This is a genomic window from Pseudoxanthomonas winnipegensis, assembly GCF_004283755.1.
In the GTDB taxonomy this organism is placed as follows: Bacteria; Pseudomonadota; Gammaproteobacteria; order Xanthomonadales; family Xanthomonadaceae; genus Pseudoxanthomonas_A; species Pseudoxanthomonas_A winnipegensis.
Genome location: NZ_SHMH01000006.1, coordinates 86,408 through 105,266 on the forward strand (window position 1 = coordinate 86,408; position 18,859 = coordinate 105,266).

The following is an 18,859-nucleotide window of genomic DNA, read 5'->3' on the forward strand; positions in this document are numbered from 1 at the left end:
GGTGACGGCCGGCGCTCCTGTGGGAGCCGCCATGGCGGCGACGGGGCTTTCCCGACGCCGCTCAGTACACTGGCCGCCGGGCGCGCCGTCCGCGCGCCGCACATCCTTAAGGAACACGATGATCTCAGGCTGGGTCCTGTTGGGGATTTCCGTCGCCTACGCCGCGGTGCTGTTCGGCGTGGCGTGGCTGGGGGACCGCTATCGGCTGTATCCCAACCTGCGCTGGCTGCGCCCGGTGATCTATTCGGCGGCGCTGGCGGTGTACTGCTCGTCGTGGACCTTCTACGGCGCGGTGGGCACGGCGGTGCGCCACGGCCTGAGCTATCTGCCGATCTACCTGGGCCCGCTGCTGCTGATGGTGTTCGCCTGGCGCATCATCGAGCGGCTGGCGCTGCTGGCACGCAGCCACAACATCGTCTCCATCGCCGACTTCATCTCCTCGCGCTACGGGCGCTCGCGCCGGCTGGCCGCGCTGGTGACGCTGATCGCGCTGTTCGGCGTCATCCCCTACCTGGCCCTGCAGTACAAGGCCGTGGCGATGAGCCTGGGCGTGCTGACCGGGCACAACCCGGAGACCACCGGCTTCTTCCACGATCCGGCGCTGTACGTGGCGCTGCTGATGGCGCTGTTCGCCGCGCTGTTCGGCACCCGCCAGGTCGATGCCACCGAGCACCACCACGGCATGATGGCCGCCCTGGCGCTGGAGTCGGTGGTCAAGCTGGTGGCGCTGGTGGCCGTGGGCCTGGTGTCCTGGCACTGGCTGAGCGTGCGCGACCACCCGCTGGGCGAGGCGGCGCGCACGCTGTTCGAGAGCCAGCCGCCGGCCGGCTTCCTCACCCAGACCCTGCTGGGCTTCCTGGCCATCCTGTGCCTGCCGCGCCAGTTCCAGGTGGCGGTGGTCGAATGCGGCGACGTGGGCGATGTGCGCCGCGCGCGCTGGATGTTCGGCGCCTACCTGGTGATCATCTCGCTGATGGTGGTGCCCATCGCCACCGCTGGGGTGGAGCTGTTCGGCGGGCACGGCGCCCAGGCCGGCGACACCTTCGTGCTGGCCCTGCCGCTGGCCATCGGCCAGGACAAGCTGGCCATGGCCGCCTACATCGGCGGCTTCTCGGCGGCCACCGGCATGGTGATCGTGGCCAGCATCGCGCTGGCGACCATGATCAGCAACGACCTGGTCATGCCGATCCTGTTGCGCCGCGGCTGGGGCGAGCGCCACGACGCGGCCGACGTGGCCACGCGCGTGCTGTGGGTGCGCCGGGTGACCATCCTGGTGCTGGCGCTGTGCGCCTATGCCTATCACCGCGGCAGCAACGGCGACAGCACGCTGGCCAGCTACGGCCTGATCGCCTTCGCCGCGGTGGCGCAGTTCGCCCCGGCGCTGATCGGCGGGCTGTACTGGCGCGGGGCCAGCAAGCGCGGCGTGGAGCTGGGCATGGCGGCGGGCTTCGCGGTATGGGGCTATACGCTGCTGCTGCCGACGCTGTCGGCCTCGGGCTGGCTGGGGCCGGAGTGGCTGGAGACCGGGCCGTTCGGCATCGCCTGGCTCAAGCCGCAGCAGCTGTTCAACCTGAGCGGCTGGGATCCGCTCACCCACGGCACGTTCTGGTCGCTGTTGCTCAACACCGCCACGATGATGCTGGTCTCGGCGCGATGGCGGCCCTCGCTGGACGAGCGCCTGCGCATCGTGCCGTTCCTGGACCCGTACGCGCAGCGGCGCGCGCTGATCGCCAGCGAGTGGCCGGGCAACGTGCGCGTGGCCGACCTGATGTCGCTGGCCCAGCGCGTGGTGGGCGAACGCCATGCCTCGCGCGCCTTCGCCGAGCAGGCGCGCGAGCTGGGCCGCGAGCTCAAGCTCGACGCCAACGCCGACCGCGCCTGGGTGCAGTTCACCGAACGCCTGCTGGCCTCGGCCATCGGCGCGGCCTCGGCGCGGCTGGTGCTGACCAGCGTGCTGCGCGGCTCGGGCATGGAGCTGGGCGAGGTGGTGGCGGTGCTGGACGAGGCCGGCCAGGAGCTGCGCTTCAACCGCGAGATCCTCTCCTCCACGCTGGAGAACATCAGCTCGGGCGTGAGCGTGGTCGATCCGGAGATGCGCCTGGTGGCCTGGAACCGCCGCTACCAGACCATGTTCGGCTATCCAGAGGGCATGCTCTACGTCGGCCGCCCGGTCGCCGACCTGATCCGCTACAACGCCGAGCGCGGCGAGCTGGGCGAGGGCGATGTCGAGGAACAGATCGCCAAGCGCATCGGCTACATGCGCGCCGGCAGCCCGCACGTGTTCGAGCGCACGCGCAGCGACGGCCAGGTGATCGAGATGCGCGGCCAGCCGCTGCCCGGCGGCGGCTATGTGACCAGCTACAACGACGTGACCGAGTTCAAGCGCGTCGAGCTGGCCCTGCTGGAAGCCAACGAGAACCTGGAACAGCGCGTGGCCCAGCGCAGCGAGGAGGCCGAGTCGGCGCAGCAGTCCAAGTCGCGCTTCCTGGCGGCCATCAGCCACGACGTGCTGCAGCCGCTCAACGCGGCGCGGCTGTTCACCTCGGCCCTGCGCGAGAGCGGCGGCGACGCGGCCGAGCAGGTGCGTCTGGCCGAGCGCGTGGACGCCTCGCTGCGCGCGGCCGAGGAGCTGCTCGACGGCCTGCTGGACGTCTCGCGCATGGACCACAACCGCCTGCGCGCCGAGCTGACCGATTTCGACGCGGCCGAGGTCATGCGCGAGCTGGCCGCGCAGTACGCGCCGGTGGCCGCCGGCCGCGGCCTGCAGCTGCGCGTGCACGTGCGCGACCGCGCTCCGGTGCGCAGCGATCGCCGCCTGCTGCGCCGGGTGCTGCAGAACTTCATCGCCAACGCGCTGCGCTACACCCGCTCGGGCCGGATCGTGCTGGGCATGCGCGGCCGCGGCGCGCAGCTGGAGCTGCAGGTGTGGGACACCGGCCCGGGCATTCCGCCGCAGCACATGCGCCAGATCTTCGACGAGTTCCAGCGCTACCAGCAGCCCTTCGACTGGGGCGAGCAGGGCCTGGGGCTGGGCCTGTCGATCTGCCAGCGCATCTCGCGCGTGCTGGACGCGCCGCTGGACGCGCGCAGCAACGTCGGCAAGGGCAGCATGTTCTCGATCACCGTGCCGCGCGCGGCCAGCATCAGCGCCCGCCCGGCGGTGCCGCGGCGGATGCCGGCCAGCGACTCGCTGACCGGGCTCAAGGTGCTGTGCGTGGACAACGACCAGGAGATCCTGGACGGCATGCGCGTGCTGCTGGGCCGCTGGGGGGTGAACGTGGTCACCGCCGCCACCGTCGATGCGGCGCTGGAGCGCGTGGTGGCCGAGGCGCCGGCGGTGATGCTGGTGGACTACCACCTGCACGACCGCCTGGAGGGCCTGGATACGCTGGACGCGCTGCGCGCCGCCAGCCCGGGCCCGATCGCCGGCGCGCTGCTGACCGCCGATGGCCGCGACGAGCTCAAGGCCCAGGCGCGCGAGCGCGGCTATCGCCTGCTGACCAAGCCGGTCAAGCCGGCCTCGCTGCGCGCCTTCCTGGCCGCGCACGGCGCCGCCGCGCGCTGAATCGCGCCTGCGTTTGTCGGCGCCGACTGACAGCGCCGACATGCGCGGCCGGGCTAGGCTCGCGGTCCCCTTCGTTTCGGATCCCGCATGCGCGCCGCGCCCGACCCGTCCACCACCGCGCTGGGCGACCAGCTGCAACAGGCCATCGACCACCTGCCGCCGGACCAGCTCAGCCTGGACGCGCTGCTCGACCAGTTCGGGCCTCAGGGATTGCTGCTGCTGACGGCGTTGCTGACCCTGGTGTTCCTGATCCCGGTGTCGATTCCCGGGGTGAGCACGGTGTTCGGCGCCGGCATCCTGCTGGTCGGCGTGTGCCGCCTGCTGCGCCGCCCGCTGTGGCTGCCGGCGCGGCTGCGCGAACGCCAGCTGCCCTCGGACCGGCTGCGCAGCGCGCTCGGCCGCGGCATGGTCTGGGTCGGGCGGCTGCAGAAGATCAGCCGCCCGCACCGGCTGCCCGCGCTGGTCGATTCGCGCCCGGCCGAGACGGTCAACGACGCCGGCCTGGTGCTGGGCGCGCTGCTGCTGATGGCGCCGTTCGGCTTCGTGCCCTTCTCCAACACCTTGCCGGCGCTGGCGATCCTGCTGCTGGCCATCGGCCTGATGCAGCGCGACGGCGTCGCGGCGCTGCTGGGCCATCTGATGAATCTGGCCAGCATCGTCTACTTCGGCGTGCTGATCGGCGGCGGCGGGCTCGCCTTGCGGGAGGCGTTGCAACGTTTGATGGCCTAGCTTGCCGTTGCCGTTGCCGTTGCCGTTGCCGTTGCCGTTGCCGTTGCCGTTGCCTTTGCGGTTGCTGTTGCTTTACCTGTCTGAGCCGTAAAGCACGCCGAGCACCGCAGCGAAGCAGGGCCGAAGAGGGGCCCTGTTTGAGCGAAGCGAGTTTGGGCGCCGTGCCCTGCTTTGCGAGGAGCGTAGGGGACCGACGCGTAGCGTCGGCGTGCGTCCCGGCGAGAAGCGGTTTTGCTTCCTTTTGACAAGACAAAAGGAAGTCGCGCCGCAGGCGCGAAAGCTTTGCACTTGGCGCGCCGCAGGCGCGTTGCTTTCGTCCTACAAGTTCCAGCGCCAGCTACTGACAAGTCTTGCTTTAAATTTGCAAGTAAAACTTGAGCGCCATGCAGGCGCTTCTTAAAGCAAAGCAAAAGCAAAGCTTTCGCACGGCTTCGCCGCGCGAGCTACTTTTGTCTTGTCAAAAGTAGCCAAAACCGCTTCTCGCCGGGACGCGAGCCGCCGCTGCGCGGCGGTCCCCTGCGCTTCTCGGAAGACGGGGCACGGGGCCCAAACTCGCTTCGCTCAAACAGGGCCCCTCTTCGGCCCCGTCTTCCTGCGATGCTCGGCTCGCTTTACGGCTCAGACAGGTACAGCAACCGCAAAAACAAAAGCACAGGCAACCGCAACCGCAACCGCAACTGCAAAGGCGAGCGCTAAGCGGCTCAGGCTGTTGCCGGTTCCGGGGCGCCCTCGCGCAGCAGGGTGTAGACCGGGTCGGTGTCGGGGCGCACGCCGTGCCAGATCTCGAAGCTTTCGGCGGCCTGTTCGACCAGCATGCCCAGGCCGTCGACGATGGTGCGCAGGCCCGCGGCGCGGGCCCAGGCCAGGAAGGGGATGGCCACCTCGCCATAGTTGAGGTCCACCGCGCCGGTCATGTCGTTGCACAGGGCGAAGGGCAGCGACAGCGGGGCGCCGGCGTCGCGGCCGGCCGAAGTGGCGTTGATGACCAGTTCGAAGTCGCCGATGCCAGCCAGGTCTTCCCAGTAGCGGGTATGGGCGCGGCCGGGTTCGCCCAGCGCGTCGGCCAGGGCATCGGCGCGCTCGGGGCTGCGGTTGACGATGACCAGCTCGCGCACGCCGGCCTCCAGCAGCGCCGGGGCCACGCCGCGCGCGGCGCCGCCGGCGCCCAGCAGCAGGGCGCGTCGGCCGCGCAGGTCCAGGCTGTGGCGGCCGGTGAGGTCGCGCACCAGGCCGGCGCCGTCGGTGTTGTCGCCGTACCACTGGCCCTCTTCCAGGCGCAGGGTGTTGACCGCGCCGGCGGTGCGGGCGCGCTCGCTCAGGCGCGTGCAGGCGGCGAAGGCGGCCTGCTTGTGCGGCACGGTGACGTTGGCGCCGCGGCCGCCACGGGCGGCGAAGGCGTCCAGGGCGGCGGGCAGCGCGCCCGGCTCGACGTCCAGGCCGACGTATTCCATCGCGATGCCGGTCTGGCGGGCGAAGGCGGCGTGGATCTGCGGGGAGGGCGACTTGGCCACGGACCGGCCAAACAGCGCGTAACGACTCATGCGGGCACTCGGATGGGACGACGAGCGCCTAGTGTCCCATGCCGGGCTTCAGCGCGGCATGGCGCCGGCCGCCGCCCGGGCCGTGCGCAGGAAGCCGACCGCCAGCAGGCTCAGGCCGACCACCGCGATCACGCCCAGACCCATGTGGATCAGGCCGATCACCACGCCGGCCTGCTGCAGGCTGCCGCCGCCGGCCAGGGTGCGCTGCAGCAGCAGGGTCTGGCCCACGCTCACGCCCAGCGCGCCCACCTGACCGAGCAGCATCAGCGCCGCGCCCCAGCGCACCAGGGTGCGGCCGGGCACGCGCGGGGCGATCAGCGCCACCAGCAGCGCGAAGGCGGTGGCGCAGACCAGGGGCAGGCCGAGCAGCGCCTGCAGGGCCATGCCGGCGCTCATCGCGTCAGCCGCGCTGGCGCAGCAAGCGCGCCGCGTCCAGGGCGAAGTAGGTCAGCACGCCATCGGCGCCGGCGCGCTTGAAGCCGACCAGCGATTCCATCATCACCGCCTCGCCATCCAGCCAGCCATTGGCCGCGGCGGCCTTGAGCATCGCGTACTCGCCGCTGACCTGATAGACGAAGGTCGGGCGGCGGAAGGTGTCCTTGACCCGGCGCAGCACGTCCAGATACGGCATGCCCGGCTTGACCATGACCATGTCCGCGCCTTCCTCCAGGTCCAGCGCGATCTCGTGCAGCGCCTCGTCCAGGTTGGCCGGGTCCATCTGATAGGTGAACTTGTTGCCCTTGCCCAGGTTGCCGGCGCTGCCGACCGCGTTGCGGAACGGGCCGTAGAAGGCGCTGGCGTACTTGGCCGAGTAGGCCATGATCTTGGTGTGGATGAAGCCTTCGGCTTCCAGCGCGCCGCGGATGGCGCCGATGCGCCCGTCCATCATGTCGCTGGGCGAGAGGATGTCCACGCCGGCGGCCGCGTGCGAGAGCGACTGCTTGATCAGCGCCTCGATGGTCGCCTCGTTGAGGATGTAGCCGGTCTCGTCGATCAGCCCGTCCTGGCCGTGCGTGGTGTACGGGTCCAGTGCCTGGTCGGTCATCACGCCCAGTTCGGGGAACCGGCTTTTGAGCGCGCGGATCGCGCGCTGGATGATGCCTTGCTCGTCCCAGGCCACGCGGCCGTCGTCGGTCTTGGCGGCCGGGTCGGGCACGCCGAACAGGTCCAGCACCGGCACGCCCAGCTCCAGCGCCTGCTCGCCCACGCGCAGCAGCTCGTCGATCGACAGGCGCTCCACGCCGGGCATCGACGGCACCGGGATGCGGCCCTCGCCCTCGTGGACGAACACCGGCAGGATCAGGTCGTTGGTGGTCAGGGTGTGCTCGCGCATCAGGCGGCGCGAGAAATCGTCGCGGCGCATGCGGCGCGGACGGTGGGCGGGGTAGGCCATACGGGAAGAACTCCAGCGTCAACCCGACAAGGATACGCCCCCGCGCCGCGCGGACCGGCGCGGCGTTGGCGCGATCAGGTCAGGACGAAGCGTTGCGGCTGCAGCGGCGCCGGCAGCGCGGTCTCGCCCAGCGCCGCGCGCAGCTCGATCTCCACGGTGCGGGTCAGCGCGTCCAGCGGCAGGTCGTTGTCGGCGCGGCCGAAGGGGTCTTCCAGCTGGTCGCCCAGCGCGTCCAGGCCGAACATCGCATAGGCCATCAGCATCGACAGCAGCGGCGTGGCCCAGCCTGGGGCCTGCCCTCCACTCCCGAGTAGGCCGCGTTGGCGCTGCAAGGCCGTCAGGTTTGCGTCGCGTGGCGCAGGCTTGACTGGCCGTCAGGCCAAGCCGCGCGGCGCAAAGATGGCGGCCTTGCAGCGCCAACCCGGAGGGCCGCCCTTGCGCGCACCCGGGACGGCGTCATTGCTCGGTCGTGGACGGACGTCCACTCCCTCACGCTTCCTTGCCCCGGGCACGCGCAAGGGCGGCGCGGCCTACTCGGGAGTGGAGGGCAGGCCCTATCGCCGGCCAGGCCGAACGGCAGCAGCGTGCAGAACAGCAGCGCGGTGCGATGCAGCAGCAGCGTGTAGGCGAACGGCAGCGGCGTGCCGTGGATGCGTTCGCACGCGGCCTGCACCTCGCCCAGGCCGGCGACGGGCGCGGCCAGGCTCGGATACAGCAGCGGATGGACCTGCTGATCGTGCAGGGCCTGGCCCAGCCGGCGGCTCATCCAGCCCAGCACCGCGTCGGTCGGGTTGGGCGCGGCGGCGATGGCGGCGGCCGTCTCGTCCGGCAGCCAGGGCGCGGCCGCGGCCGCCGTCTGGCCGCCGCGCAGGCGGGCGTTGAGCGCATGGGTGAAGCCGATGGCCGCGCGCAGCAGCTCGGTGCGCAGCTGCGGCGCCTGCGCCAGCAGGGCATCGGTCTGCCGCGCCAGCGCGCGGGTGTGCACCAGCAGCGCGCCCCACTGCTTGCGGCCTTCCCACCAGCGCTCGTGGCAGGCGCTGTTGCGGAAGCCCAGGAACAGCGACAGCGCGATGCCGATCAGGGTGAAGGGCGCGACGGTGATCTGCGCGAACGCGTGCGGCTGACGCTGGGCGAACCACGACGCCAGGCACGCCACCGCGCCGACGAACAGCAGCCGCGGCGCTACCAGCGGCAGGATCGAGCCGCGCATCAGGTACAGCAGCTGCCAGGTGGTGGGGCGTGGACGCAGGATCATGCGAGGGGGACAGGAAAACCGGACAGGCCATGATCGCCCCGACGCCCGCGCGGCGCCACGCGCCGTCTGGGACGTTGCGGTTCAGCGCCCGGCGTGGATCATGCCGGCCTGGAGGGCCGTCCTCGCCCATAGCCGGAGTTTCGACCATGTCCAAGCGCGCCCTGTTCCTCGCCCCGCTGCTGCTCAGCCTGGCCGCCTGCGCCGGCACCACCAAGGTGATGCTGTCCTCGCCGCGCCCGCCGGTGGACCCGGCCACCGTGCGCGTCTACACCGCCGTGCCGCCCGGCGCGGTGCAGATCGCCCAGCTCGAGGCGCAGAGCGCGGTCGGCTTCGGCACCCAGGGCCAGACCGACGCGGCCATGCGCCGGCTCAAGAACGAGGCCGCCAAGCTCGGCGCCAATGGCGTGGTGCTGATCGGCGCCGGCGCCGGCGGGCGCTCGCCGGTGGGCCTGTCGGTCGGCGGCGGCAGCTATGGCGGCCATGTCGGCGGCGGGATCGGCATCGGCATCCCGACCCAGCAGAAGCAGGCCAACGGCGTGGCGATCTATGTCCCGCCGGGCGCCGAGCGCGCGGCCGAGACGGCGCCCGCCACGCCCTGACCCAAGGCCCTAGCGCGGCAGGTGCGCCAGCACGTTGAGCAGGTGTCCTGCCGGATCGCGCACGAAGAAGCGTCGCACGCCCCAGGGCTCGTCGGTCAGCGGATATTCGACCGGCGCGCCCAGCGCCTGCACCCGCGCATAGGCGCCGGCCACATCGTCCACCTCGATCGACAGCTGCGGCACCGGCGTGCCGCTGCCGCCCTCGCTGGCCAGCGAGACCTGGGGCGTCATGCTCGCCGCGTCGCTGGCGAGGGTCACGATCCAGCCGTGGTCCATCGCCAGCTCCAGATCGAACACCGCCCGATAGAACGCCGCCAGCCCGGCCGGATCGGGCGTGGCCAGATTGGCGACCACGCGGTGCACGACCAGCGGCTTCATGGCGCGGCCTTGCCCGCGTAACGCGGCACGAACTGCGTGCGCACCGCCTCGGCCAGCTGGTCGGGCGGCAGCAGCCCCTGGTCGAGCAGGAAGTCGTTGAACGCCTGCCGGTCGAACGCCGGCCCCAGCGCCAGTTCGGTCTGCATGCGCAGTTCGAGGATCCGGCTATAGCCGTAGAAGTAGCTGCCGGCCTGGCCGGGCGCGTTGAAGGTGTAGCGGTCCAGCTCCTGGCGCGCCATCGCCGGCGACAGCCCGACGTCGTGTTCCAGCACCAGGCGCGCGCGCTCGCGGTCGATCAGGCCCAGGTTGAGCATCGGGTCCAGCATCGCGCGCGCCGCGCGCAGCAGGCGGAACTGCAGCGCGATCATCTGCCCCTCGGCCGGCTCGTAGGGCACCATCTCGGCCTCGGCGTACAGCGCCCAGCCCTCGACGTTGACCGAGTTGAACGCGAACAGCGTGCGCGCCAGCGACAGCCCGCGTTCGACCATCGCGGCGAATTGCAGGTCGTGGCCCGGGCGACCCTCGTGCGCGCTCAGCGTCCAGGCCGCGGCGGCGAAGTTGAAATCGTCGTAGCGGCTGCCGGCGTCCTGGCCATCGGCCGACGGGTTGCCGATGGGCAGCACGAACTGGCCCTGCTGGCCGGTGTTGCCCACCAGCGGCGGCGGCAGGTAGTGCGGCGCGGGCGAGGCGGCGCTCTCGGCGGCCGAGCCCAGCCGCATCTGCAGCGGCCGCTTGGGCACGGTGACGATGCGCTCGCGCTTCATGATCGGATCGATCCGGTCGATCACATCGCGGTAGTGCGCCTCCAGTTGGTCGTTGGCGATGGTGCCGCGCTTGAGCGCCTTGATCACCGCGCGGTAGTCGGTGTCGCGCAGCCCCTGCGCCTTGGCCACCTGCGGCGCCAGTTGCTGCATGGCCGCGCGGGTCTCCATGAACTCCACCTGCGCGCGCTGCATCAGCTGCTGCGGATCGATGTCGATGCCGACCTGCCTGAGCTGGAAGGCGTACAGCTGCGGCGGCAGGCGCGTGTCGGTGCGCGCCTTGGGCAGCACGGTGCCGCGGGTCCAGTCGGCGTAGGCCTTGAGCTCGGCGGCCATGCGCGCCAGCGCCGGCTCGGCGCCGGCGATCTTGTATTCGGTGAACAGTTCGCGGATGCCGTCGATGTAGGTGTCCACGTTGGACAGCGCGCGCTCGACCTCGAGCCTGGTCGGCGGCAGCAGCGCCGGATTGGCCAGCTTCTCCTCGTAGCGCTGGCGCGCGAGCGTGGTGAACGGCGTGCTGTCCGGGGTCAGGCCCACGTAGGCCTTCAGCCGGTCCAGCGCCTTGGCCCGGCGCGCGGGCGGCACCTGGTCGGAGAGCAGGTTGTTGATGCCGTTGAACACCGACTGCGGTGCGTCGACCCACGGCAGCAGCAGCGCCTCGTTGAGCTGGCTGCCCTGGATTTCCATGTCCACCGCGTGCAGCAGGATCTGCAGGTCCTGGCGCACGTTGGCATCGCGCTCGGTCTGCAGCGCGGCCTGGAGCTTGGCGCGCGCCGCGGTCATCGCGGCGCGATAGCGCGCCGGCTGGTTGGGCCCCAGATCGGCGACCCGCGCGTCGTAGGCCGACAGGCCCACCTGGCTCGCCATCTCCGGCATGAAGGCCGCCTGCGCCTCCAGCAGCGCCTCGGCGTAGGTGTTGCTGCGCGCGACCCAGGCCGGCGCGGCCGGCGAGGCGGCCTCGGCCGCCACGCCGGGCAGCGGCGCGCACAGCGCCAGGGCAAGGGCGAACACCAGCGGCTTGATCATGGACGACACCTGGCAGGCAAGGAGAGTGCGGCGACGCTACGCACTGCTGTGGGCCGAGGCAACCATAGGCCCCCTCCCTTGCGCGCAGCGCAGGGGAGGGCTGGGGAGGGGTTGGGGCTTTCCCGGGCAAGCCGCCGAAGCGAAGAGCAAGAGCACCCCACCCCCTCAGTCGCTAGCCGCGACTTCGAGCTCCCCTTCGCCTTCGGCGAAAGGGAGGGGGCGGAGCGGATGGCCGAAGCCGTCAGCCTGCGCTGCCAACCCCCAGCTTGCGCGCGAAGAAGTCTTCCATCATCCGGTAGCGGAACCGCGCGTCGTGTCCGAGCAGGCCGTGCCGGGCGCCGGGGAAGGCCATCAGTTCGAAGGCGGTGCCGCGCGCCTGCAGGGCGCTCATCAGGGCGGTGGCGTTGGAGAACAGCACGTTGTCGTCGGCCATGCCGTGCAGCAGCAACAGCGCGCCCGGGGCGATGCCCGCTGCATGGGTCAGCACGCTGGCCTGGGCGTAGCCGTCGGCGTTGTCGCGCGGATGGCCCATGTAGCGTTCGGTGTAATGGGTGTCGTACAGCGCCCAGTCGACCACCGGGGCGCCGGCCACGCCGCAGGCGAACCGCTGCGGCGCGCGCGCCAGCAGCATCAGCGTCAGGTAGCCGCCGTTGGACCAGCCGTACACGCCGATGCGCGCCGGGTCGACCCAGGGCTGCGCGCGCAGCCAGTCCACCGCCGCGCACTGGTCGTCCACCTCGACCGTGCCCTGCCGACCGTACAGCGCACCGCCGAACGCGCGCCCGCGCCGCGGCGTGCCGCGGTTGTCCACGCTGAAGACCACATAGCCGCGCTGGGCCAGGACCTGGTCCAGCCAGGCATCGCCGCGCGTGGGCCAGCTTTCGGTCACCGTCTGCGCCGCCGGGCCGCCGTAGACGTGCACGATCACCGGGTGGCGCCGCGCCGGGTCGAAGCCGGGCGGCAGCAGCAGGCTGGTATGCAGCGGCGTGACGCCGTCGGCGGCCAGGCAGGTGCCGAATCGCGGCGGGCGATGCGCGGCGCGGTAGGGCGCATACGGATGGCGGGGATCGTCGAGGTCGTTGGCCAGCAGCGCGGCCAGCGGCGTGCCGTCGGCGCGATGCAGGACCAGCTGCGGCGGCACCGACGGGCTGGACCAGTGATCGACGAACACGCTGGCATCGCGCGCGAAGCGCACCGCATGCACGCCCGCCTCCCGCGTCAACGCCCGCGGCGCGCCGCCGTCGAAGGACACGGCGAACGCATGGGCCTGCGTCGGCGCTGCCTCGCCGCCGCGCATGCCGGCGCTGAAGTACACCTGCTCGCGCGCCGCATCGACGCCCAGCAGCGCATCGACCGGCCAGGCACCGGCGGTCAGCGGCGTGCGCAGCCTGCCGTCCTCCTCGTGCAGCGACAGATGCAGGAAGCCGCTGCGTTCGGACGCCCACACGAAGCGCCCGTCCGCTAGGAAGTGCAGCGCATCGTGCAGCGGCACCCAGGTCGGCGAGGTCTCGGTGATCAGGGTGCGCTGCGCGTCGGTGCGCAGATCGTGCTCGATCAGGTCCAGGCGCTGCTGGTCGCGCGACTGGCGCTGGAAGGTCAGGCGCTGCGCGTCGCGCCAGTTCACCCGGGCCAGATAGAGGTCCGCCTCGTCGCCCAGGTCGATCCAGCGCGGGGCCGCGCCCGCGCGGGGCGCGATCACGCCCAGCCTCACCCGCACATTGGGCTCGCCGGCGGCCGGATAGCGCTGCTCGACCACCACGGTGCGGTCGGCGTGGATCTCGCTGCGCTGCTTGAGCGGCACCGGCGATTCGTCGATGCGCGCGAACGCCAGCGCGCTGTCGTCGGGGGCCCATCAGTAGCCGGTGTGGCGCCCCATCTCCTCGTCGGCGACGAACTCGGCCACGCCGTTGCCGATGACCGCATCGCCGTCGTGGGTCAGCCGGTGCTGCGCGCCGTCGGCCAGGTCCACCACCCACAGATCGCGTCCGCGGATGAAGCCGACGAAGCCATCGCGCGGCGAGAAGCGCGCATCGGTGGCGAAGCCCTCCTCGGCGTGCGTCAGCGTCCGCACCGCCTGCGCGGGCGCGGCGCGCAGGTCGTAGAGATAGAGCGCGCCGCCCAGCGGGAACAGCAGCCGCGCGCCGTCCTGCGAGAACTGGTAGTCGACGATGCCGCTGTAGGCGGCGATGCGCTGGCGCTCGCGGCGCTCGGCTTCCTCGGCGCTGAGCCGTTCCCCGCCTGGCGGCAGCACGTGGTCGGCATCGACCAGCAGCCGGTGTTCGCCGGCCGCGACCTCGTAGCACCACAGGTCCAGCCGGTGCCGCGCGCCGTCGCGGCCGCGCAGATAGGCCACGCGCGCCCCGTCGGGCGACAGGGTGGGCTTGAGCAGGCTCGGGCCGCTCAGCGGCGCATCGCCGGTGATGGCGTCGAGGGTGAGTGGCTGCGGGGAAAGGGCAGTGGCGCGGTTCATGTGGACATGATCGTCGATGCCACATGCGGTTGGGGCTGGGGTGGGAGCCGCCATGGCGGCGAGGGGCTTTACCGGGAAAGCCCCATCGCCGCCATTGGCCGAAAAGGCCACAAGGGCGGCTCCCCCTGTAGAGCGGAGCTTGCTCCGCTGGGGCTTTCCCATGATCCGGCAGAAAAGCAGCGGAGCAAGCTCCGCTCTACAAGGAGGCCGCGGCTTGACCTGACAGACCGTTCTCCCACCAAGCAAGCGGCTTCACCGTTCTCCCACCGAGCAAGCGGCTTCCACCGCGCGGAAGGTTTACCGCGGGCCGAACATGTGCCGGAGCTGTTCCTCGGTCAGCGGTTCGCCCAGGGCGGGATTGACCTGCGGGCCCAGGGCGTAGGCGCGTGCGGTCGCCGGGCGCTGGCTGATGGCGTCGAACCAGCGCGCCACGTTGGGGAAGTCCACCAGGTCCATCTTCTGCTTGGCGTGCGGCACGATCCACGGATAGGCCGCCATGTCGGCGATGGAATAGTCCCCGGCGATGAAGTCGCGCCCGTCCAGGCGCTTGTCCAGCACGCCGTACAGGCGCCGTGTCTCGTTGGTGTAGCGGTCCATCGCGTAGGGGATCTTCTCCGGCGCGTACTGGTTGAAGTGGTGGTTCTGGCCGAGCATCGGCCCCAGTCCGCCCACCTGCCAGAACAGCCACTCCAGCACCTCGATCCGCGCGCGGGCCTCGGCCGGCAGGAAGGCGCCGGTCTTCTCGGCCAGGTACAGCAGGATCGCGCCGGACTCGAACACGCTCTGCGCCGCGCCGCCGTCGGCCGGGGCGTGGTCGACGATGGCCGGCATCTTGTTGTTGGGCGAGATGGCCAGGAACTCGGCGGCGAACTGGTCGCCCTTGCCGATGTCCACCGGCTTGATCGTGTAGTCCAGCCCGGCCTCTTCCAGGAACAGGGTGATCTTGTGCCCGTTGGGCGTGGGCCAGTAGTACAGGTCGATCATCGCGCCGGTTCCTTACAGTGCTGAAAGAAGCCGAGTCTACGGCGCGGCTTCGCTTGGCAGTGTCATGGGCGGCTGGCTACGCTGCCGCGCCCACGAGACGAATCGTTCCGCCATGTCGCCCCAGCCGCCCGCCCGCCTCAACCCCATCGCCGGCCTGATCTTCGCCTCGCGCTGGCTGCAGCTGCCGCTGTACCTGGGGCTGATCCTGGCCCAGTGCGTCTACGTGTTCCTGTTCGGCAAGGAGCTGTGGCACCTGATCCACGAGGCGCCCAGCCTGGGCGAGCAGCAGATCATGCTGATCGTGCTGGGGCTGATCGACGTGGTGATGATCTCCAACCTGCTGGTGATGGTGATCGTCGGCGGCTACGAGACCTTCGTCTCGCGCCTGGGGCTGGAAGGCCATCCCGACCAGCCCGAATGGCTCAGCCACGTCAACGCCAGCGTGCTCAAGGTCAAGCTGGCGATGGCGATCATCGGCATCTCCTCGATCCACCTGCTCAAGACCTTCATCGCCGCCGGGGCGCTGGGCGGGTTGCCGTTCTGCTCGCCCGAGCTGCTGGCCAGCGCCACCGCGGCCAGCGCGATCGGCACTACCGGCTGCTCCACGCTCACCCCGCAGGGCGTGCTGTGGCAGACCATCATCCACTGCGTCTTCATCCTGTCGGCCATCGGCATCGCCTGGACCGACCGCCTGATGCAGGGCGCGCAATCCGCGCAACGCGCCGCGCACTGAGCGCTTCGGCGCCAGTCGCGCCGGTGACCAACGTTGTCATCGCTTCCTAACGGAACGTAAACGATTCCAGCCCCGCGTGGCGGGCCTTTGCCGCCGGCGCCATCCGCGTCCGCTTCCGATGGCGGCGCATGCCCCTGCGGCGCGGTGCTGCGATGCGGCGTGACAGCGCTGTCACCCTCTGACAAAACGGCGCACCTGCCGTGTACGAGACCTGAATTCAAGGGCTCGGACGGCATTCGTCATATCCGCACCTGGGGAGGGTCGTATGAAGCAGATGGTTGCCATGCCGCGTCGGCGGTTGCTGGTGTCGGCGATGCTGGTCGCGTTGTCCGCGACGGCCGCCGCGCAGACCGCGCCGGAATCGAATCAAGCGCCGGCCAGCTCGGCCGCGCAGGCCACGCCTGGCAACGCCAGCGCGCAGTCCAGCACCGATGCCACCAACCTGGACGCCGTGCAGGTCAAGGGCATCCGCCAGAGCATGATGTCCTCGGCCAACCTCAAGCGCGATTCGCAGGGTGTGGTCGACGGCATCGTGGCCGAGGACATGGGCAAGTTCCCGGACACCAACCTGGCCGAGTCCCTGCAGCGCATCACCGGCGTATCCATCGACCGCAGCAACGGCGAAGGCTCCAAGGTCACCGTGCGCGGCGTCGGCCCGGACTTCAACCTGGTGCTGCTCAACGGCCGCCAGATGCCGACCGCCACCGGCGGCCGCGCGTTCGAGTTCTCCGATCTGGCCTCCGAGGCGATCTCGGCGGTGGAGGTCTACAAGACCAGCCGCGCCAGCACCCCGGCCGGCGGCATCGGCGCGACGATCAACATCAAGACCTCCCGTCCGCTGGAGAACCCGGGCTTCCACGCCAGCGCCGGCGTCAAGGGCGTGGTGGACACCTCCGACGACGATCTGCCGGGCCATTACGAAGGCAAGACCGTCACGCCGGAAATCTCCGGCATCTTCAGCAACACCTGGGCCGACAACCGCTTCGGCATCTCGCTGAGCGCCAGCCGCCAGGACCGCGAGTCCGGGTCGGCCCTGGCCCAGGTCGCGCCGGGCAACGGCTGGCAGACCTACATCGATACCCCGCAGGCCAACGGCGTGGGCGGCCCCAACGGCGCGCTGGCCGCCTCGCCCAACGTCACCAACCGTCCCGGCCCGAATGATGTGTATTCGATGCCGCAGAGCCTGGGCTATTCGGTCAACTCGGTGCATCGCCAGCGCACCAACGGCCAGCTGGCCTTCCAGTTCGCGCCGACCGACAACCTGACCGCCACGCTCGATTACACCTACTCGGAAAACAAGATCCAGTCGGCGCGCAACGACATGTCGGTGTGGTTCAACTTCACGCCGGATCAGAGTTCGTGGACCGATGGCTCCGGCTCCTCGCCGCTGACCTATCACGAGACCTACGGCTGCACGCCGCGCGTCTATCCGGGCGGCGCGAGCGACCCGGGCTGCTCGGACCTGGCCATGGGCGCGTCCAAGACCGCCGTGGTGCACGAGAACAAGTCGCTGGGCTTCAACGTCGACTGGCGGGTGACCGACAGCTTCAGCCTGAACTTCGACTACCACGACTCCAGCGCCGAATCGCGTCCGGACAGCCCGTACGGCTCCAGTAACACCATGTCCACCGCCGGCTTTTTTCGCCAGGGTGCCGGCTTCGACATGAGCGGCGACTTCCCGATCCTGATGCTCAACCTGCCTCCCGGCATGAGCGAGATCGACCCGTCGATGATGCAGGCCACCGGCTCGGTGTTCCGCAACGACTACCAGAAGGCCAAGATCAAGCAGGGCCAGCTCTCCGGCCAGTTCCAGTTCGAGGACTACTCCAAGCTGAACTTCGGCGTGTCCAGCACCGAGTACAAGAACCGCTCGGCCTTCACCAACGTGCAGCTGGATACCTGGGGCGGCAACGTGCCCGCCGGCCCGGGCGCCTATGACGACTCGCTGTTCAAGCTCGCGCACATGGGCGACTACTTCGACGGCGGCGGCGCCAACAGCCCGGCCTTCTCCGATGCGTTCTTCCTGTTCGACTTCGAGGCCATGCGCCAGGCCGCGGCCAATGCCCGCACCAACGCCGGCCTGGGCGTGCCGGAGGACTATCTGGCCTCGACCGACTATTCCGGCGCCGCGGTGCCGGGCAGCTCGGCCAGCCGCACGGTGGGCGACAGCCGCGTGCAGGAGAAGTCGCACAGCGCCTACCTGGAGTGGAGCAACACCTTTGATCTGTCCATGCCGCTGAGCGTGGCCGTTGGCGTGCGCTACGAGGACACCAAGGTCACCGCCTCGGCGCTGCAGCCGGCGCCGGTGGCGGTCAACTGGGCCAGCGCCAACGAGTTCAACCTGGTCTACCAGGGCAACGAGTTCTACACCCTGGGCGGCGACTACAAGTACTGGCTGCCGAACCTGGACCTGGCCCTGGACCTGACCTCCGATATGAAGCTGCGCTTCAGCGCCGGCAAGACCATCGGCCGTCCCAACTGGGGCGACCTGAATGCCGCGCAGACGCTCGGCAGCCCGGCGCGCTACGACGGCGGCGGCGGCGGTTCGGGCAACCCGGCGCTCAAGCCGCTGGTGTCCAGGAATCTGGACCTGTCCTGGGAGTGGTACTACGCCGAGGGCAGCTATGTCTCGGTCGGCTACTTCTACAAGAAGATCGACAACTTCATCGCCCGCCAGACCCAGCGCGAGACCCCGATCCCGGACCTGTACACCCCGGCCGGTGGCGCGTACTGGAACGAGGCCGTGGCCGCCGGCTGCGCGCAGACCGACCGTCCCTGCATCCGCGACTACATCTTCGCCAACCACGACGGCGATCCGGGCGTGAACGCGGCCACGGGCAGCATCGTCGGCCAGCCGGGCGACCCGGTGCTGGCGTTCAACATCTCCAAGCCGGTCAACAACCGCTCGGACAAGCTCGATGGCTGGGAGTTCAACATCCAGCACGTGTTCGGCGAGACCGGCTTCGGTGTGGCGGCCAACTACACCAAGGTCGATTCGGGCCTGACCTACAACAACGGCGTGCTGGGCACCCAGTTCGCGCTGACCGGCCTGAGCGACACGGCCAACTTCGTGGTGTTCTACGACAAGGGCCCGTGGCAAGCACGCGCGGCGTACAACTGGCGCGACGAGTTCCTCAGCGCCCTGGGCGATGGCAAGGGCGACAACCCGCTCTACGTCGAAGCCTATGGCCAGCTGGATCTCAGCTTCAGCTACGAGATCAACGACCACTTCAGCGTGTCGCTGGAAGGCATCAACGTGACCGACGAGTCCACCCGTGTGCACGGCCGCAACAAGCACCAGGTGTACTCGCTGGAGCAGTTCGGGCCGCGCTACATGTTCGGCGCGCGCTACAAGTTCTAAGCGCGCCTGTGGCATCCGCCGCTCCCGCGTCCGCGGGAACGGCGATGCGAGGTTGGTTGGCAGT

General features: G+C 70.5%; 13 protein-coding genes and 1 pseudogene. 5 read left to right on the top strand and 9 right to left on the bottom strand.

The features are described 5' to 3' along the window. The first annotated feature begins 118 nt into the window (after positions 1–118). Together EAT51_RS12620 and EAT51_RS12625 are read left to right on the top strand one after the other, a co-directional pair. Positions 119–3,565, top strand: a complete 3,447-nt coding sequence (locus tag EAT51_RS12620; RefSeq protein ID WP_130561707.1) for a PAS domain-containing hybrid sensor histidine kinase/response regulator — start codon at positions 119–121, stop codon at positions 3,563–3,565. A gap of 87 nt (positions 3,566–3,652) precedes the next feature. Beyond that, the gene (locus EAT51_RS12625) at positions 3,653–4,294 is read left to right on the top strand and encodes an exopolysaccharide biosynthesis protein (RefSeq protein ID WP_130561708.1); all 642 of its coding nucleotides are present in this window, start codon (positions 3,653–3,655) and stop codon (positions 4,292–4,294) included. 701 nt (positions 4,295–4,995) lie between these two features. Here the strand turns inward: EAT51_RS12625 and aroE are convergent. The 5 genes from aroE to EAT51_RS12650 form a co-directional block, all read right to left on the bottom strand. Continuing rightward, on the bottom strand, positions 4,996–5,835 hold the full coding sequence (gene aroE / locus EAT51_RS12630; protein ID WP_130561709.1) for a shikimate dehydrogenase: 840 nt from the start codon (positions 5,833–5,835) through the stop codon (positions 4,996–4,998). Between the two features lie 48 nt (positions 5,836–5,883). After that, on the bottom strand, positions 5,884–6,231 hold the full coding sequence (locus EAT51_RS12635) for a hypothetical protein (RefSeq protein WP_130535328.1): 348 nt from the start codon (positions 6,229–6,231) through the stop codon (positions 5,884–5,886). A 4-nt stretch (positions 6,232–6,235) separates the two neighbouring features. Next, complete coding sequence (hemB, locus tag EAT51_RS12640) at positions 6,236–7,228, bottom strand: porphobilinogen synthase (protein ID WP_130520742.1); 993 nt, start codon at positions 7,226–7,228, stop codon at positions 6,236–6,238. Between the two features lie 74 nt (positions 7,229–7,302). Beyond that, entirely contained in the window at positions 7,303–7,560 is a 258-nt protein-coding gene (locus EAT51_RS12645) for a bestrophin family protein (RefSeq protein ID WP_228257927.1), read from the bottom strand. Positions 7,561–7,565: 5 nt separating this feature from the next. Then, on the bottom strand, positions 7,566–8,483 hold the full coding sequence (locus EAT51_RS12650) for a bestrophin family protein (RefSeq protein WP_130561710.1): 918 nt from the start codon (positions 8,481–8,483) through the stop codon (positions 7,566–7,568). 146 nt (positions 8,484–8,629) lie between these two features. Here EAT51_RS12650 and EAT51_RS12655 point away from each other — a divergent pair, with 146 nt between their 5' ends. Next, positions 8,630–9,082, top strand: a complete 453-nt coding sequence (locus EAT51_RS12655) for a hypothetical protein (RefSeq protein ID WP_130520745.1) — start codon at positions 8,630–8,632, stop codon at positions 9,080–9,082. Positions 9,083–9,091: 9 nt separating this feature from the next. On the opposite strand, the gene EAT51_RS12660 is transcribed toward EAT51_RS12655, so the two are convergent. The 4 genes and pseudogenes from EAT51_RS12660 to EAT51_RS12675 all read right to left on the bottom strand — a co-directional run bounded on the left by EAT51_RS12660 (position 9,092) and on the right by EAT51_RS12675 (position 14,701). Beyond that, positions 9,092–9,451 carry a VOC family protein gene (locus EAT51_RS12660; protein ID WP_130561752.1) on the bottom strand — a complete coding sequence of 120 codons (360 nt, stop codon included), beginning with the start codon at positions 9,449–9,451 and terminating at the stop codon, positions 9,092–9,094. 5 nt (positions 9,452–9,456) lie between these two features. Next, the gene (locus EAT51_RS12665; RefSeq protein WP_165422716.1) at positions 9,457–11,244 is read right to left on the bottom strand and encodes a DUF885 domain-containing protein; all 1,788 of its coding nucleotides are present in this window, start codon (positions 11,242–11,244) and stop codon (positions 9,457–9,459) included. Between the two features lie 244 nt (positions 11,245–11,488). Further along, a pseudogene (locus EAT51_RS12670) lies at positions 11,489–13,717 on the bottom strand (S9 family peptidase). A 297-nt stretch (positions 13,718–14,014) separates the two neighbouring features. Next, positions 14,015–14,701 carry a glutathione S-transferase N-terminal domain-containing protein gene (locus tag EAT51_RS12675; RefSeq protein ID WP_130561712.1) on the bottom strand — a complete coding sequence of 229 codons (687 nt, stop codon included), beginning with the start codon at positions 14,699–14,701 and terminating at the stop codon, positions 14,015–14,017. A gap of 112 nt (positions 14,702–14,813) precedes the next feature. Here EAT51_RS12675 and EAT51_RS12680 point away from each other — a divergent pair, with 112 nt between their 5' ends. Beyond that, positions 14,814–15,434 carry a TIGR00645 family protein gene (locus EAT51_RS12680; RefSeq protein WP_130520748.1) on the top strand — a complete coding sequence of 207 codons (621 nt, stop codon included), beginning with the start codon at positions 14,814–14,816 and terminating at the stop codon, positions 15,432–15,434. 265 nt (positions 15,435–15,699) lie between these two features. Beyond that, the gene (locus EAT51_RS12685; protein WP_130561713.1) at positions 15,700–18,795 is read left to right on the top strand and encodes a TonB-dependent receptor; all 3,096 of its coding nucleotides are present in this window, start codon (positions 15,700–15,702) and stop codon (positions 18,793–18,795) included. Positions 18,796–18,859 lie beyond the last annotated feature (64 nt).

What these genes read in the sequence shown, in the direction of transcription:
- EAT51_RS12625 (WP_130561708.1), top strand. Translation starts at nt 3,653, where the DNA reads ATGCGCGCCGCGCCCGACCCGTCCACCACCGCGCTGGGCGACCAGCTG.
- EAT51_RS12675 (WP_130561712.1), bottom strand. Translation starts at nt 14,701, where the DNA reads ATGATCGACCTGTACTACTGGCCCACGCCCAACGGGCACAAGATCACC.
- EAT51_RS12620 (WP_130561707.1), top strand. Translation starts at nt 119, where the DNA reads ATGATCTCAGGCTGGGTCCTGTTGGGGATTTCCGTCGCCTACGCCGCG.
- EAT51_RS12680 (WP_130520748.1), top strand. Translation starts at nt 14,814, where the DNA reads ATGTCGCCCCAGCCGCCCGCCCGCCTCAACCCCATCGCCGGCCTGATC.
- EAT51_RS12685 (WP_130561713.1), top strand. Translation starts at nt 15,700, where the DNA reads ATGAAGCAGATGGTTGCCATGCCGCGTCGGCGGTTGCTGGTGTCGGCG.
- EAT51_RS12635 (WP_130535328.1), bottom strand. Translation starts at nt 6,231, where the DNA reads ATGAGCGCCGGCATGGCCCTGCAGGCGCTGCTCGGCCTGCCCCTGGTC.
- aroE (WP_130561709.1), bottom strand. Translation starts at nt 5,835, where the DNA reads ATGAGTCGTTACGCGCTGTTTGGCCGGTCCGTGGCCAAGTCGCCCTCC.
- EAT51_RS12650 (WP_130561710.1), bottom strand. Translation starts at nt 8,483, where the DNA reads ATGATCCTGCGTCCACGCCCCACCACCTGGCAGCTGCTGTACCTGATG.
- EAT51_RS12655 (WP_130520745.1), top strand. Translation starts at nt 8,630, where the DNA reads ATGTCCAAGCGCGCCCTGTTCCTCGCCCCGCTGCTGCTCAGCCTGGCC.
- hemB (WP_130520742.1), bottom strand. Translation starts at nt 7,228, where the DNA reads ATGGCCTACCCCGCCCACCGTCCGCGCCGCATGCGCCGCGACGATTTC.